Raw genomic sequence first — 15,984 nt, forward strand, 5'->3', positions numbered from 1 at the left:
TTTTTGTTTTGTCGGAAATCCGAATGAGAATCAGGAAATCCGAAAAAAATAAGGTTACTTACTGAATCACAATTATATCCGTCAAGCGGAAAAGACACACAACCATGAGCGATAAACTCAACCACGAATGCGGAATTGCTTTCCTTCGACTGAAAAAGCCGCTGGAATTCTACAAAGAGAAGTACGGATCGGCTTTCTACGGCATACAGAAAATGTACCTGCTGATGGAAAAGCAGCACAACCGCGGACAAGACGGCGCCGGGTTCGCCAGTATCAAACTCGACCTGCAACCGGGCGAGCGCTACATAAGCCGCGTGCGTTCGAACGCCCAACAACCTATCGCAGACATTTTCGACCAGATCAACGGACGCATCAATTCGGAACTCGAATTGCATCCGGAATGGAACGACGATACAGAAGCGCTCAAAAAAAACGTGCCTTATATAGGTGAAGTTTTCCTCGGACACGTGCGTTACGGAACTTTCGGGAAGAACAGCATCGAGAGCGTGCATCCGTTTTTGCGTCAGAACAACTGGATGCACAGAAATCTTATAGTCGCCGGAAACTTCAATCTTACCAACGTAACCCAATTGTTCAACAGCCTGATCGAACTCGGACAACATCCCAAAGAAATGGCCGACACGGTTACGGTCATGGAAAAAATAGGGCATTTTCTCGACGATGAGGTTACAGATTTGTACCAGGAATGCAAGGAAGAAGGATTGACCAAACGGGAAGCTTCGCCAGTTATCGCCGAAAGACTCAACGTCGCCAGAATCCTCAAACGCGCCTCGAAGGGTTGGGACGGCGGTTATGCGATGGCCGGACTTTTTGGCCACGGAGACGCTTTCGTTTTGCGCGATCCGGCGGGCATTCGACCGGCTTATTTCTACGAGGATGACGAAATCGTGGTCGTAGCTTCGGAAAGACCTGTCATTCAAACGGTTTTCAACGTCGATGCCGAAGACGTTCAGGAATTGACTCCGGGAAGTGCGCTCATCGTCAAAAAAGACGGGTCGGTTTCCCAGCAGGAAATTTTGCCGCGACTTCCGTACAAAGCTTGTTCTTTCGAGCGAATCTATTTTTCACGTGGTTCCGATGTGGAAATCTACCAGGAAAGAAAAGAACTAGGCCGACTCGTGCTACCGCAAGTGCTCGAAGCCATCGACAAAGACACAGACAACACGGTTTTCAGTTATATCCCAAATACGGCAGAAACCTCGTTTTTCGGCTTGACCGAAGCGGCGCGCGATTTTCTGAACAAGCGCAAGAACCAACACATTCTGGATCATCGCCACACGTTGACCGAAGAAACCTTGGCCGAATTGCTGTCGGTGAAAATCCGGATGGAGAAAATCGCGATCAAAGACGCCAAACTGCGCACTTTCATTACCGAAGACAGCAGTCGTGACGATCTTGTCGCCCACGTTTATGACGTGACTTACGGCGTGGTAAAACCGACTGATAACCTCGTGATCATCGATGATTCGATTGTTCGAGGTACGACGCTGAAAATGAGTATCATAAAGATGATGGATCGCCTCAAACCGAAAAGTATCGTGATCGTGTCGTCGGCGCCTCAAATCCGTTACCCTGATTGTTACGGTATAGATATGGCGAAATTAGAAGGTTTGGTTGCGTTCAAGGCCGCACTCGAATTGATTAAGGAACGCGATTTGTACCACATCATCGAAGACGTTTACAAACGATGCAAAGCTCAGGAAAACCTTCCCGACGACGAGGTCGTGAATCACGTGGTCGATATCTACAAACCGTTCGCAGATCAGGAAATATCAGACAAAATTGCAGAAATGTTGCATTCCGAAGGCATAAAAGCCGAAGTGAAAATCATTTTCCAAACGGTAGAGAATCTACACAAAGCGTGTCCGAAAAATTTGGGCGATTGGTACTTCACCGGAGATTATCCAACGCCTGGCGGAAACCGTGTTGTCAACAAAGCCTTCATGAATTTTTACGAAGGAAAGGATGCAAGAGCGTACTAAATCGATGTAAAACATGCACTTCATCGATTATTATTGTATTTCAACTAATTTTTTTGTCAACACATTATCAGCAATATACATTTGGATCACCATAGCATTAGTAGGTTAAGTTTATGGTAGATTTGGGGCAAAAAGGGTGAAAGAAATTTCACCTTTTTTATTTTACAGAAGTTACAAATAGTATATAAAAAAACGGCCGAAGCAATTACTTCGGCCGTTTTGCATTTGTGTCTGTAAACCTTACGGCTTGTCAGCGTTCTTTTCTGTAGCGTAACGTCTTGAAACCTCTGTCCAGTTTATCACGTTGAAGAAAGCCTCGATGTAATCCGGACGACGGTTTTGGTAATTCAGGTAGTAAGCGTGTTCCCAAACGTCCATTCCCAAGATCGGAGTTCCGCCGCAGCCCACTTCCGGCATCAACGGATTGTCTTGGTTCGGCGTTCCGCAAACTTCAAGCTTTCCGCCAGGCTGAACACAAAGCCACGCCCAACCAGAACCGAATTGCGTCGCTCCGGCCTTTGCGAATTTTGCCTTGAACTCGTCAAACGAACCAAAATCGCGATCGATCGCCGATGCCAGTTCACCTGTCGGTTTTCCACCTCCGTTTGGAGCCATTACCGCCCAAAACAGATTGTGGTTATAGAAACCGCCGCCGTTGTTGCGAACCGCCGCGTTTTTCTTGTCAAGGTTGATCAGGATGTTTTCTATGGTTTTGCCTTCCATGTCAGTTCCCTGAATGGCCGCGTTCAAATTCGTCGTGTAGGCTTGATGGTGTTTCGTATGGTGAATTTCCATGGTGCGCGCGTCAATGTGAGGTTCGAGCGCATCATAGGCATACGGCAATTTTGGTAATTCGAATGCCATAATTTCTATTTGTTAAGTGGTTTATAAAAAGTCAATTCAAATTTATAGATTTAACTTTGTAATTGAAACCCTGCGTCCGTTATAATTTATTTAAAAACCGATAGCTGTTTTTCAGATTAGTATTTTTTTTGGAAGCGAATCCGGCTTCCCGCTGCTAGCTTTCACAAAAAACGCGGTTTTGCCGACCGCGCTCCAGGAGCTTCCTACGGTCGCTCTGTATCGCGGGGCAAAAGGCGCGTTTTTCAGTGAAAGGCTATCCGCTTGTATCCGGGCTAGGCAATCGCTCAACATTCAACATTCGTTTTTCAACATTCAACATTCAAAAAACTTCAGCATTTAAACTTGAAAATAAATCGGATAAAAACTTTACAATTTCCAGTCTGAAGTAAGTTGCTAATAATGAATAACGAACAACGAGTAACGAGTAACGAACAACGAATAACGAACAACGAACAACGAACAACGAATAACGAATAACGAATAACGAAGTTTGTATATGTCCGAACCCATTTCCTTTTCCATTTACGACGCCTCGGCAGGTTCGGGCAAAACGTATACGCTTGTAAAAGAATACCTCAAAATTATCCTGCGCTCGTCAAAACCTGACGCGTATCGCAATATTCTCGCCATCACGTTTACAAACAAAGCCGTGCACGAGATGAAAAGCAGGATCGTTTCGAGTCTGTCAGATTTCGCTTCAGACGAACCATCAGAGAAAGGCGTCAATCTCATGCGCGATCTTTCGGGTGAAGTCAAGATGTCAGTGCCCGAAATCCAGTTGAAGGCCAAAAAGATCATCCGCCACATCATCCACAATTATGCGGCCTTCGACATTTCGACCATCGACAAATTCACGCACAGAGTTATCCGGACTTTCGCACGCGATCTCAATTTGCCAATGACGTTCGAAGTCTCGCTCGATACCGAAAATTTGTTGCAGGAAGCCGTCGACGCTTTGATCGCCCAAGCCGGAGAAGACGAAACGCTCACCAAACTGCTCGTCGATTTCGCGATGGAAAAAACCGACGACGACAAATCCTGGGACATTTCGCGCGAAATCATGGACACGGGAAGATTGGCGCTGAACGAAAACCATCGGTCAGAGATTTCGCATCTGAGCCAAAAATCGATTCCCGAATTCATGATGCTCAAGGAAAAACTCGGGAATCTAGCCGGCGAACTTGAATCTGAAAACAAATTGTTGGCGCAAACCGCTTTAGAATTGCTCGAAACCAACGGCGTTGATTTGGCGTCGTTTTCAAGAGGCACGTTTCCGAATCACCTGAAATCGATCCAAGACGGTGCTTACAAACCCGCGAACAAGCATTTTTACGAACTCGAGGATGTCGCGATCAACAAGACGTCCAAAGATCGTGCGACGATAGAGAATTTGCTGCCGGACGTTTTGGGAAGTCTCGCCAAAGTCTACGCGAACTTCGGAAAACGCAATATGTATCTGGCGTTTCTCAAGAACATCACGCCTTTGTCGCTTCTGAATACGGTGAACAACGAACTCGAGCGCATCCAAAAAGACCAAAATGTGCTTTCGATTTCAGAATTCAACGCGATCATCCACAAGGAAATCCAAAACCAACCCGCGCCGTTCATCTACGAACGATTGGGCGAACGCTACAGAAATTACTTCATAGACGAATTTCAGGACACGAGCGAAATGCAGTGGCAAAACCTCGTGCCGCTTATCGCCAATGCGGTTTCGGGTCAGGATGAATTGGGACAAATCGGGACTTTGATGATCGTGGGCGATCCGAAACAGTCGATTTACCGTTGGCGCGGCGGAAAAGCCGAACAATTCATCGCGCTGGGAAAAGGTGGAACGCCGTTCACCAATGTACCGTGGGAATTGTTCAAACTCGGCACGAACTGGCGCAGTTACTCTGAAGTCATTCATTTCAACAACGATTTTTTCCGTTTGATTTCCGAGAACTTCGACCACGTCGACTTTAAGGACTTGTACGAAACACAAAGCCGACAGGAAATCACGTCAAAAGATGGCGGTTACGTGAACATTTCGTTCGTCGCGCCGTCTGAATCGGACGAAGAAGAAACGCCGGAACACGATATGCTGCATTTGCGAGCGACGTTGTCGACAATCAAAAAAGTGCTTGCGAACGGTTTCCGCTACAGCGATATCACGATTTTGACGCGAAAGCGATCGAAGGGAATTCTGGTCGCGAATTATTTGACCGAAAATGAGATTCCGTTGCTTTCGTCCGAAACGCTGCAAATTGCTACGGCGACCGAAGTCCGGTTCCTGATAAACATTCTCAGATATCTGAAAAACGCGAACGACGCCGAAGCCAAGGCGTTGTTTTTGCATTACATCGGAGACAAACTCCAAAATTCGCTCGCACTTCACGATTTCATTGCGCAAGGCATGTCGTATTTCGAGGAAAAGGCTTTCGCCGATTGGCTTGCGGGCTTCGATTTCAAGCTTTCGTTTTCTGACATCAGAAAGAAATCGCTTTATGAAGCCGTCGAAATCATGGCCTCGAAATTCATTCCGAAATACAACGCTTACGTGCAATATTTCCTTGATATCGTCTTGGAACGCGACGTGAGAAACCAAGCGGGAATCGCCGACTTTTTGACGTTTTGGGATGCAAATTCAGAGAAGTTCAGCATTCCGTCGCCCGAAGGAAAAGACGCGGTGAAAATCATGACGATCCACAAATCGAAAGGTTTGGAATTTCCAGTTGTGATCATGCCTTTTGCCGAAGAAGATTACAATAGGAAACCGCGCGAGAAAATGTGGATTCCGGGTGACGAAATGCTTGGCGATCTGCCCAAAATCCTGGTTGATATGAACAGTTCGGTCGAAGGTTTCGGAGAAGGCGCGGCGACGTTGTTCCAACAGAAAAAACAGGAAGAACTGCTCGACAACATCAATGTTCTGTATGTCGCACTCACTCGTGCCGAAGAACAATTGTACATCATTTCAGGCATGAATCTCGATAAAAACGGCGATCCGAAGCGAAACAACATGTCGACTTTTTTCGTGAATTTCCTTTTGGACAAAGGCGTTTTCGACGAAAATCAGTTTCAGTACGAATTCGGGAGTCAACAGAAAATCTCCAAGGACAAACCGCTTCCGCCAGCGCCCGAAGCGATCAGCCCGGTCGAAAATCCGTTGGAAAATTCGCGGATCAAAATTGCGCAGCGCGAGTCGCTTATGTGGGGATCGAAACAGCTTCAGGCGATCGAATATGGAAATACGATCCACGAGATTTTGTCGTTGGTGAAATCGGAATCCGACCTCGATCTGGCCATTGTAAAGTCTATCGAAAATGGTCTGATCACCGAATTGCAGCGGTCAGAAGTAGAACAAACGTTAAGGTCGATCGTGGGGCATTTCGAGTTGGCAAACTATTTTTCGGACGCTAATCAGGTTTTGAACGAACAGTCTATTATCCGGAAAGAATCGGGATTGATAAAACCTGACCGAATCGTCATTGCGCAGAACAACGAGGTTTACTTGCTTGATTATAAGACCGGAAGCCATAATCCGAAATACATCCAACAAATAGAAATGTACTCACAAGCATTGGAATCCATGGGTTTCAACGTGTCCAAAAAGGCTTTGGTCTACACAGGCGAGGACATAAATGTGATACATTTGTAAGACAAACAACTTGACTATGTACGGCAAAATAAAAGAACATCTACAACAGGAATTGCAGTCTATCGAAGAAAATGGACTGTTCAAGAAAGAGCGCATCATTACGTCGCCACAAGACGCGGAAATCACCATTTCCACGGGTGAAAAAGTGTTGAATTTTTGTGCTAACAATTACCTCGGATTGTCTTCTCATCCAGAAGTGATCCAGGCTGCGAAAGACGCTCTCGATTCTCACGGTTTCGGGATGTCTTCTGTGCGTTTCATCTGCGGGACGCAAGACATCCACAAGAAACTCGAAGCCACGATCGCTGATTTTTACGGAACCGAAGATACGATTTTGTATGCCGCTGCTTTCGATGCGAACGGAGGCGTTTTCGAACCGCTTTTGGGCGAACAGGATGCGATCATTTCAGACAGTCTGAATCATGCTTCGATCATTGACGGTGTGCGACTTTGCAAGGCGATGCGCTTCCGATATGAAAACAGCGATATGAGCGATCTGGAACAACAACTCATCAAGGCGAACGAAGCCGGTGCGCGGTTCAAACTCATCGTCACGGACGGCGTTTTTTCAATGGACGGGCTTGTTGCGCCACTGGACAAAATCTGCGATCTCGCCGACAAATATGACGCAATGGTCATGATCGACGAATGCCACGCGGCGGGTTTCATAGGCGCAACCGGAAAAGGAACGCCCGAAGCGAAAGGTGTTTTGGGAAGAATTGACATCATTACCGGAACTTTGGGCAAAGCTTTGGGCGGCGCCATGGGCGGATATACGACAGGTAAAAAGGAAATAATCGAACTGCTTCGCCAGCGTTCAAGGCCTTATTTGTTCTCGAATTCGCTAGCGCCTGCGATTGTCGGAGCTTCGATCAAGGTTTTTGAATTGCTCAGGAAAGACACGTCACTTCGCGACAAACTCGAGTGGAATACTAACTACTTCAAGGCGGGAATGAAAGCGGCAGGCTTTGATATCATTGACGGCGACTCAGCAATCGTGCCAGTTATGCTGTATGATGCGAAATTGTCTCAAGTCATGGCTGACGAGCTTTTGAAAAAGGGAATTTACGTGATAGGTTTCTTCTTTCCGGTCGTTCCGAAAGGCAAGGCGAGGATACGTGTGCAGCTTTCGGCCGCTCATGAAAAAGAGCATCTAGACCGCGCCATTACTGCCTTTACGGAAGTTGGTAAAACGTTAATTGTCATAGGCTGACGAATCTTAACGTTATGTTATTTTTTTAACATTTGTCTTTGCGGTTAAAAAAAGACGGATTACATTTGTTCTAATAACTTTTGTAACTAAAAATGAAATCTAGTATGAAACATCTTAACAAAGCTTTTGCCGCGGCCGCTTTGTTGTTGGGCTTGGGCGCAAATGCTCAGGACAGCGACAACCCGTGGGCAGTATCGTTCGGAGCTAACGCGGTTGATACGCGTTTTAGTGCTGCGTCCAAATTGGAGGACCAGTTTTCGGAGTATTTTAACGTAAAAGACAACTGGAACATCATTCCATCTGTTTCTTACCTTAACGTAACACGTCACCTTGGTGCAGGTTTCACTTTCGGTGTGACTGGGTCAATCAACAAAATCGATAAATTCGTAAACAGACGCGGAGAAGGACCTTCTTTGACTGACGAGTACGAAGTGACAAATCCTGGTGACCTTAAGTACTACGCTGTTGACGGTCAGTTGTCTTACCGTTTGGGAAGTTTGATCGGATCTAAATGGTTTGATCCATTCGCTCACGTTGGTGGAGGTTACACTTGGTTCGGAGACGAAAACAAAGGAACCGTAAACGGAGGTTTGGGAGTTACTTTCTGGATCGTTGAGCAAGTTGGTTTGACTTTCCAATCTACTTACAAGCACTCTTTCGAAGACGAGAGAGGTGTTTTCCCTTCACACATGCAACACTTCGCAGGTCTTACTTTCAAATTTGGAGGTAAAGATACAGACGGAGACGGAATCTACGACAAGGATGATGCTTGTCCGGATGTTCCAGGTTTGAAAGAATTCCAAGGTTGTCCTGATACTGACGGAGACGGAATTCCAGACAAAGACGATGCTTGTCCAGATCAAGCTGGTCCAAAAGAATTCAACGGATGCCCTGATACAGATGCAGACGGTGTGCCAGATAAAGACGATGCTTGTCCAGATGTTCCAGGTTTGAAACAATTCCAAGGATGTCCTGATACTGACGGAGACGGAGTAATCGACAAAAACGACAAATGTCCAGATGTTAAGGGTCCAAAAGAAAACAACGGTTGTCCTTGGCCAGATACTGACGGAGACGGAGTTCTTGACAAAGATGACAAATGTCCTACAGTAAAAGGAACTGCTGCTAACTTCGGATGTCCAGAAATCTCTGAAGAGCAAATCAAGAAATTGAACGACTACGCTAGAACTATCTTGTTCAACTCTGGTAAGTCAACTTTCAAAGAACAAACTTATGCTGTCCTTGACAACATGGTAACAATCTTGAAAGAGTACCCAGGATCTAAGTTCATGCTAGAAGGACACACTGATAGCGACGGAAGCAACGCTTTGAACCAGACATTGTCTGAGAACCGCGCAGCTGCTGTTAAAACGTACTTGCAAGAGCACGGAATCGAAGCTGGAAGACTTCAGTCAGTTGGTTTCGGTGAAACTAAGCCAATCGCTTCTAACAAGACTGCGAAAGGTAAAGCTCAAAACAGAAGAGTTGAAGTGAAATTGATTAAAGAATAATTTCACCCTTCTAAATATCAAGAACGCCTCGAGAAATCGGGGCGTTTTTTTATTTTTATGACATGACAAGATTCCTCGATCAGCTTGCCGAGAAAATGGTTCAGAAAGGAACCGATTCGTTTTCCAAAATCACGATAGTACTTCCAAACCGACGTGCGCGCATTTTCCTTTTGGAAGCCTTGCGCAAACAAGTGCCGCATACGGTTTTTGCGCCGAGAATCATCAGCATCGAAGACTTCATACAGGAAATCGCGGGCGTTCGCACCATTGACAACATCGAACTGCTTTTCGCCTTTTACGAGATTTATCTTTCGGTAACCGAAAAAGACGAACAACAGGAATTCGAATTGTTCGCCAATTGGGCCAAAACGCTGCTTCAGGATTTCAATGAAATCGATAGGTATTTGCTCGATCCCTACAAGGTTTTGAATTATCTGAAAGCCATCGAAGACATCAAGCATTGGTCTGTCGATTTGGAAAAAAGGACGACTTTGATCGAAAACTACCTCAAGTTTTGGAACAAGTTGCCCGAATATTACACGGCCTTGAACGAATATCTCACGGCGAAAGGCGTCGGCTACCAAGGCCTCATCTATCGCGAGGCGGTAAAGAACCTCGAACATTTTTCGGCCTCATTCGAGGGACAACAATTCATTTTTGCCGGATTCAACGCCCTGAACGCCGCCGAGGAAGTCATCATCCAACATTTGCTATCGTTGGCCATGGCCGAAGTTTATTGGGACATCGATTCGGTTTTCCTCAAAGACGAAGAACACGACGCCGGACTTTTCATCCGAAGGTTCAAAAACAACTGGAAGTATTACAACACCTATCCGTTCCAGACGATTGCGAACGATTTCAGCCAACACAAGAATATCAAAGTAATCGGAACGCCGAAAACCGTTGGGCAGGCCAAAATCGCAGGAAAAATCCTCGAGGAACACATCGCAGCTAATCCGGGCGAAAAGCTGGACAAAACAGCAATCGTATTGGGAGAAGAAAACCTGCTCGTGCCGCTGCTTTACGGATTGCCGTCTACCGTCGGAGCGCTCAATATCACGATGGGTTATTCGGCAAAGAACAATCCGGCGCAAATTCTCGTGGCAAAAATGTTCCGATTACACGTCGCAGCCAAATCCCGAAACGAAACCAACTACGTTTTTTACTACAAGGACGTGCTCGACATCTTGACGCATCCGTTGATCGAACCTTACGCGAACGCGCATGAAACGGTGAATCTGATAAACAGGAACAATTATTCGTTCATCACGCACACCAGACTTTTCGAACGCTCGGGACAAACTTCGGAGTTGTTTCAACTGCTTTTCCAAAAATGGAACGACGGTCCGCTTGCCGCGCTGCAACAGATTTCCGAAGTTTTGCTCTACATAAAATCGCGCCTAGGAAGCGAATCACAAGAGGAAAAAGTCGCCAAAGCTTTTCTATATTCGGTTTTCAAGGTCATCAACAAACTCATTTCATATTACACAAAAGACACGGTAACCGCTTCGCTCGAAACGCTTCAGGCGATTTACAAACAAGTGATCGATCTGGCCGAAGTTTCGTTCGAAGGCGAACCGCTCGAAGGTTTGCAGATCATGGGCGTTCTCGAAAGCCGCGTGCTCGATTTTGACACGGTGATCGTCACCTCGCTGAATGAAGGCAATTTTCCGTCCGGGAAATCCTCGAATTCTTTTATTCCTTACGATGTAAAGCGCGAATTCGGACTTCCGACCTATAAAGAAAAAGATGCGATCTACACGTATCACTTCTATCATTTGCTGCGACGCGCCAAAAACATTTACCTGCTTTATAATACGGAAAGCGAAGGTTTGGACGCGGGCGAAAGAAGCCGATTCGTTACCCAACTCGAAGTCGAAAAACAGCCGAACCACGAGTTGAGTTTTGAAATCCGAAACGCTTTTGTGCCGTTGATCGCTTACGAACCCATAGAAATTCCAAAGTCAGATTTGGTCATGAACCGACTCAGGGAAATCGCCGACAAAGGTTTTTCACCGTCATCGCTCACGAGTTACATCCGAAATCCCGCCGATTTCTATTTCAAACGAATTTTGAGAATCAGCGAAATCGATGAGGTTGAAGAAACGATTGCCTTGAATACGCTCGGAACGATCATTCACGCGACTTTGGAGAATCTTTATCGTCCACTTATCGGCAAATTTTTGTCGGAACAAGATATCGACAATTGTTTCAAGTTGTTGGACGCCGAAGTCATGCGTCAATTCAAGGAAGTTTACAAGGAAGGCGATATCAAGAAAGGCCGGAATTTACTCGCTTTCGAGGTCGCCAAACGCAACGTCGCGAACTTTTTGCGCATGGAACGCGAAGACATAAAAAACGGAGATGCGATTTCGATCGTTGCCCTGGAACAAACTTACGAACGCTCACTCGAGCATCACAAATTGCCGTATCCGGTGTTGATAAAGGGGAATGTCGACAGGGTTGAAGTGCGGAACGGGAAAGTCCGAATCGTCGATTACAAAACGGGAAAAGTCGAGGCACGCGACGTCAAACTCAAGGATTGGAACGGCTTGATCACCGAAATAAAATCGGACAAGATCATTCAGGTCTTGGCCTACGCTTTCATGATTTCGAAAGAGGAATTCATCCAAAATCGAGAAATCGAGGTCGGGATCATATCGTTCAAAAATCTCAAAAACGGCTTTTTGCCATTCGAGTTCCAAGGCGACGACAAAGTCGTGATTTCAGTCGTTACAGATGATATTTTCCGCGATTATACCGAACAATTGGCAAACTTGTTGGCAGAAATCCTGGACGCCGACACGGCATTTGTCGAGCGAATCAACTGATGCGCAAATTCCGCAACATCTGGGCGTTTTACCAAAGTTTGTTTTTGGTCAACTTCGGATTGTCGGTCGCGGCCGGAATTTTTGGTGGCGTCGCAAATTTCGCGGGTTGTTTCCTGACTTTCGGATTCGTCGCTTCTGTCGCATTCAAAGAAGTCCGAGGCAAATCGGAATACATTTTTTATCGCAATAACGGACTCACGCGCGCCCAACTCTGGGCATTCGGATTTCTCTTGAACATCGCGGTTTTCCTGGCTTTAATCTCAATTTTCGTGTTATGCAAACGCATGTTCTAGAAATCGACAGCGTGCGAAAGCTGTTTGGCCACAAGTTGATTTTGTCAGACGTTTGGCTCAAGGTAGAAACGGGCGAAATTGTCGGACTTTTGGGCAGAAACGGATCGGGAAAATCGACGTTGCTCAAGATCATTTCGGGCCATTTGTCGGCAGAACAGAAACATCTCAAATTGGATGGCATCCGCGAAAGCGAAGCCAAAAACCGAATTGCGTATTTGAGTCAGGACAATTTTATCCCAAGATATTTTTCGGTGCAGAAAGCAATTGATCTTTCGTTGGACAAGAATCAGATTCAGGCTTTTTCAGATGACGAAATGATGCGGACGATTTTGGGTAAGAAAGTTGGAAATTTATCTACCGGACAAAGGCGTTATCTCGAGATTCGGTTGTTGCTATTCCATCCCGCAGATTTCGTGCTTTTGGACGAACCTTATAATGGACTTTCTCCGGCTTTGACTGAAAAAGTGAATGCGTTGATTCTGGAAAGGTCCAAGCACAAAGCGATTATTATCACAGATCATAACTACAAAAACGTCATTGCAATCAGCACGCGATTGGTTCTGATGAAAGACGGAAAAACGCATCATCTAAAAGACAAATCAGAACTTGTCGACAAGGGATATCTCAACGACGGAATGCTAGATTTCCTTTAAAAACGCCTGTAATTCCTTGATAAGTTGGTTTTTGTTTTCGATGGTCGACATATGTCCGTCGGGGAACGTGATGAGTTTGACCGATGTGTTTTCGATTTGTTCGATGTTCTCGTCGTAGTTCAAAACCGGATCGGCTTTTCCCAAAACGAGCAAAATCGGATAAGGCGCAAAATGCAGCAAAACCTCTCGATCCTTGCGGATTTTCATGCCTTCGAGAGATGCGACGATTCCTTGTAACGGCGTTTTCAGAGCTTCCTGTTTCACTTTCTCGATTTCTTCCGACAGCCTTTCGCGGTTGTTTTCGCTAAAAAGATTTCCGACCGAAAGTCTGACAAAAGAAGTATAATCTTGCTTCACGGCCTTGATCGCGCGATCGCGGTTCGTCTTGCGTTCGTCGCTGTCGGCGCGTGAAGTCGAGTTTATAAGCGCGATTCCCTTGACCATATCCGGATATAATTCGGCGAAAGCCAGCGCGACATATCCGCCCATGGAATGTCCGGCGAGTACGACTTTACGAATGCCGATTTCCGACAGAACCGTGTGCACCAAATCGGCGTTGTCTTCCATGGTTTGCACGTATCCGACGGGTTCGGTTTTTCCGTGTCCGAGCAAATCGATCGTTATTACGCGGTTCTTTTTCGCCAGTTCGGGCACGAAATGTTCCCACATCGTGCTGTTTTCCAAGAATCCGTGAAGCAAAACGACAGCCGTTCCTTTTCCTGATTCTGAATAGTTTACCGAAGAATTTTTGAAAGTGATCGTTTTTTGGGGCGTCATGGTTTCAGGAAGTTTCCGATTTCGGAAAAATACACATTTTCGGCGTCAAGCCAACCGTAATGACTGCAGTTTTCCATCAGGACGACACGCGAATTCTGGAGCACTTTGTGCGCTCTTTCGGCCAGTTCTGCGGGAATGATATCGCGTTTTCCCTGAAGGATCAAAACCGGTTTTGTAAATGTTTTCAGTTTTTCGGAACAATCAAAATGCATGCGGTTCATGTCGAGCCAAACCAAAGTATTGAGTGCGCGATCGCTTTGTGACAAGCGTTTGGCCAGCATCGCATAAAACTTCGGATTAACCACGTAAGCAGGCGCCAAAGCTCGTGCGCGACCAAGTTTAGTGACATAAGTCGTATCGCCTTTGCGGATTTTTTTGTCCCAATAAGCTAAAGAATCGCGATAAGTCTTGTCGAGATTTTTTTGGACGAGGTCGCGATGGTTCAACAATTCCAGATCGATTCCGCCAGAGGATGACAAGATCAGTTTTTCGACTTTTTCCGGATGCAAAGAAGTGTAATAGGATGCGAGCATTCCGCCAAACGAATGGCCAAGCACGATCCAGGAATCAAAACCGAGTTTTTGTCGCAACTGTTCGATGTCGTCGACCATCAAATCCATCGAAATGTTCTTTTCGGATGGTTTTTCCAGCTTTGATTTTCCGGTAGCGCGCTGATCGTAAATGATAGTGAGGTTGTGCTCTCCGAGTTTTTTGGCAAGTGCCTCGAAACCGTTCGAGTTCATTCCGGGACCGCCGTTTATGATCAATATGGGTTTCCCGCTTCCGAAAGTGCGGTAAAAAATGGGCGTACCGTCGCTGCTTTTGGCAAAGCCTTGCGTCTGTGAATGCGCGATCGTGCCGAATAACAACAACAGTACGACAAGTTTTCTCATCCTATTGGTTCATCAGAGTTTCGATTTCGTCGATTTCGATTGGGATGTTTCGCATCAAATTAAATGGTTCGCCCGAGTTTTGGATCACGACATCGTCTTCGATTCGAATGCCGAAACCTTCCTGCGGAATGTAGATTCCGGGCTCGACCGTGAAAACCATGTTGGCTTCCATCGGTTGGTGCAAAAGCCCGTAATCGTGCGTGTCAAGTCCTAAATGGTGGGACGTTCCGTGCATGAAATATTTCTTGTAGGCTGGCCAAGCTGCGTCTTCGTTCTGCACATCGGCTTTGTCCAAAAGTCCGAGGCCGAGCAATTCCGAAGTCATGATTTTTCCGACTTCCACGTGATATTGTTTCCACAAAGTTCCGGGTTTCAGCATTTTCGTGGCTTCGTTCTTGACTCGCAAAACGGCGTTGTAAACTTCGGCTTGTCTTTTTGTGTAACGTCCGGAAACGGGAATCGTTCGCGTCAAATCGGAGGAATAATTCGCGTATTCGGCCGCAACGTCGAGCAAAAGCAAATCGCCGGCTTTACATTCTTTGTTGTTTTCGACATAATGCAGAACGTTGGCGCTGTTTCCGCTTGCGATAATCGGTCCGTAAGCGAAACCTTTCGATCTGTTTCTGATGAACTCGTGTACCAGTTCGGCTTCGACTTCGTATTCAAAAACGCCCGGTTTCACGAATCCGAGCAAACGACGGAAACCTTTTTCGGTGATATTGCAAGCATTTTGGATCAGGTCGATTTCCTCTTTTTCCTTGATGGAACGCAAGCGCTGCAAAATTGGGTTCGACTTGGCAACCGAATGCGCCGGATATTTCTCTTTCCACCATTTCACAAAACGATCTTCACGCGTTTCGGTCTCGACAGACGCGCGATAATGCTCATTCGTGTTGATGTACATCGTGTCGGCATACGTCATCAGTTCGTAGAAAATCTTGTTGAAATCCTGAAGCCAATACACCGATTTTATGCCCGAAACCTCGAAAGCCTGATTTTTGTCGAGTTTCGCACCGTGCCAGATCGCGATGTGTTCGCTGGTTTCGGTCAGGAACAAAATTTCGCGTTGGTGTTCGTAAGGCGCGTCCGGAAACAGAACCAGAATCGATTCTTCCTGATCGACGCCGCTCAGGTAAAAAATGTCACGGTGTTGCTGAAACGGCATCGTGCTGTCGGCCGAAATCGGGTAAATATCGTTGGAATTGAAGACCGCGATCGAGTTCGGCTTCATTTCGGCCATGAATTTCTTGCGGTTCTTGACAAATAAATTGCTGTCGATTTGTTCGTATTTCATAATCGGGAATTT

The 15,984-nt window shown here is 46.1% G+C and carries 11 protein-coding genes; 7 read left to right on the forward strand and 4 right to left on the reverse strand.

What is annotated here, in order from left to right:
- Nucleotides 1–104 precede the first annotated feature (104 nt).
- The gene (locus EOO49_RS05995) at nt 105–2,003 is read left to right on the forward strand and encodes an amidophosphoribosyltransferase (RefSeq protein ID WP_290843733.1); all 1,899 of its coding nucleotides are present in this window, start codon (nt 105–107) and stop codon (nt 2,001–2,003) included.
- Between the two features lie 240 nt (nt 2,004–2,243).
- Here EOO49_RS05995 and EOO49_RS06000 read toward each other — a convergent pair whose 3' ends face one another.
- On the reverse strand, nt 2,244–2,867 hold the full coding sequence (locus EOO49_RS06000; RefSeq protein WP_290843735.1) for a superoxide dismutase: 624 nt from the start codon (nt 2,865–2,867) through the stop codon (nt 2,244–2,246).
- Nucleotides 2,868–3,363: 496 nt separating this feature from the next.
- On the opposite strand from EOO49_RS06000, the gene EOO49_RS06005 reads away from it, so the two are divergent.
- From EOO49_RS06005 to EOO49_RS06030, 6 genes are all read left to right on the forward strand, one after another.
- Complete coding sequence (locus tag EOO49_RS06005) at nt 3,364–6,507, forward strand: exodeoxyribonuclease V subunit beta (protein ID WP_290843737.1); 3,144 nt, start codon at nt 3,364–3,366, stop codon at nt 6,505–6,507.
- Nucleotides 6,508–6,523: 16 nt separating this feature from the next.
- Entirely contained in the window at nt 6,524–7,720 is a 1,197-nt protein-coding gene (gene kbl / locus EOO49_RS06010; protein WP_290843739.1) for a glycine C-acetyltransferase, read from the forward strand.
- A 104-nt stretch (nt 7,721–7,824) separates the two neighbouring features.
- On the forward strand, nt 7,825–9,231 hold the full coding sequence (locus tag EOO49_RS06015) for an OmpA family protein (RefSeq protein ID WP_290843741.1): 1,407 nt from the start codon (nt 7,825–7,827) through the stop codon (nt 9,229–9,231).
- Nucleotides 9,232–9,293: 62 nt separating this feature from the next.
- Nucleotides 9,294–12,062, forward strand: coding sequence for a PD-(D/E)XK nuclease family protein (locus EOO49_RS06020; protein WP_290843743.1), 2,769 nt, complete (start codon nt 9,294–9,296; stop codon nt 12,060–12,062).
- Complete coding sequence (locus tag EOO49_RS06025; RefSeq protein ID WP_290843745.1) at nt 12,062–12,355, forward strand: hypothetical protein; 294 nt, start codon at nt 12,062–12,064, stop codon at nt 12,353–12,355. The genes EOO49_RS06020 and EOO49_RS06025 overlap by 1 nt, the downstream gene beginning before the upstream one ends.
- On the forward strand, nt 12,337–13,008 hold the full coding sequence (locus tag EOO49_RS06030) for an ATP-binding cassette domain-containing protein (protein ID WP_290843747.1): 672 nt from the start codon (nt 12,337–12,339) through the stop codon (nt 13,006–13,008). Before EOO49_RS06025 ends, EOO49_RS06030 begins: the two co-directional genes overlap by 19 nt.
- Here EOO49_RS06030 and EOO49_RS06035 read toward each other — a convergent pair.
- Genes EOO49_RS06035 through EOO49_RS06045 form a run of 3 tightly spaced genes read right to left on the reverse strand, consistent with a single transcriptional unit; the run spans nt 12,994 to nt 15,972 of the window.
- Nucleotides 12,994–13,785 (reverse strand): alpha/beta hydrolase, encoded by a 792-nt coding sequence (locus tag EOO49_RS06035; protein ID WP_290843749.1) that lies wholly within the window; start codon nt 13,783–13,785, stop codon nt 12,994–12,996. The genes EOO49_RS06030 and EOO49_RS06035 overlap by 15 nt on opposite strands.
- Nucleotides 13,782–14,678: an alpha/beta hydrolase gene (locus tag EOO49_RS06040; RefSeq protein ID WP_290843751.1), complete on the reverse strand. Its 897-nt coding sequence runs from the start codon at nt 14,676–14,678 to the stop codon at nt 13,782–13,784. Before EOO49_RS06040 ends, EOO49_RS06035 begins: the two co-directional genes overlap by 4 nt.
- A gap of 1 nt (nt 14,679) precedes the next feature.
- On the reverse strand, nt 14,680–15,972 hold the full coding sequence (locus tag EOO49_RS06045) for an aminopeptidase P family protein (protein ID WP_290843753.1): 1,293 nt from the start codon (nt 15,970–15,972) through the stop codon (nt 14,680–14,682).
- Nucleotides 15,973–15,984: the final 12 nt, after the last annotated feature.

The organism is Flavobacterium sp. (assembly GCF_004295795.1).
Taxonomy (GTDB): domain Bacteria; phylum Bacteroidota; class Bacteroidia; order Flavobacteriales; family Flavobacteriaceae; genus Flavobacterium.

What these genes read in the sequence shown, in the direction of transcription:
- EOO49_RS06035 (WP_290843749.1), bottom strand. Translation starts at nt 13,785, where the DNA reads ATGACGCCCCAAAAAACGATCACTTTCAAAAATTCTTCGGTAAACTAT.
- EOO49_RS06025 (WP_290843745.1), top strand. Translation starts at nt 12,062, where the DNA reads ATGCGCAAATTCCGCAACATCTGGGCGTTTTACCAAAGTTTGTTTTTG.
- EOO49_RS05995 (WP_290843733.1), top strand. Translation starts at nt 105, where the DNA reads ATGAGCGATAAACTCAACCACGAATGCGGAATTGCTTTCCTTCGACTG.
- EOO49_RS06000 (WP_290843735.1), bottom strand. Translation starts at nt 2,867, where the DNA reads ATGGCATTCGAATTACCAAAATTGCCGTATGCCTATGATGCGCTCGAA.
- EOO49_RS06020 (WP_290843743.1), top strand. Translation starts at nt 9,294, where the DNA reads ATGACAAGATTCCTCGATCAGCTTGCCGAGAAAATGGTTCAGAAAGGA.
- EOO49_RS06045 (WP_290843753.1), bottom strand. Translation starts at nt 15,972, where the DNA reads ATGAAATACGAACAAATCGACAGCAATTTATTTGTCAAGAACCGCAAG.
- EOO49_RS06040 (WP_290843751.1), bottom strand. Translation starts at nt 14,678, where the DNA reads ATGAGAAAACTTGTCGTACTGTTGTTGTTATTCGGCACGATCGCGCAT.
- EOO49_RS06005 (WP_290843737.1), top strand. Translation starts at nt 3,364, where the DNA reads ATGTCCGAACCCATTTCCTTTTCCATTTACGACGCCTCGGCAGGTTCG.
- EOO49_RS06015 (WP_290843741.1), top strand. Translation starts at nt 7,825, where the DNA reads ATGAAACATCTTAACAAAGCTTTTGCCGCGGCCGCTTTGTTGTTGGGC.
- kbl (WP_290843739.1), top strand. Translation starts at nt 6,524, where the DNA reads ATGTACGGCAAAATAAAAGAACATCTACAACAGGAATTGCAGTCTATC.
- EOO49_RS06030 (WP_290843747.1), top strand. Translation starts at nt 12,337, where the DNA reads ATGCAAACGCATGTTCTAGAAATCGACAGCGTGCGAAAGCTGTTTGGC.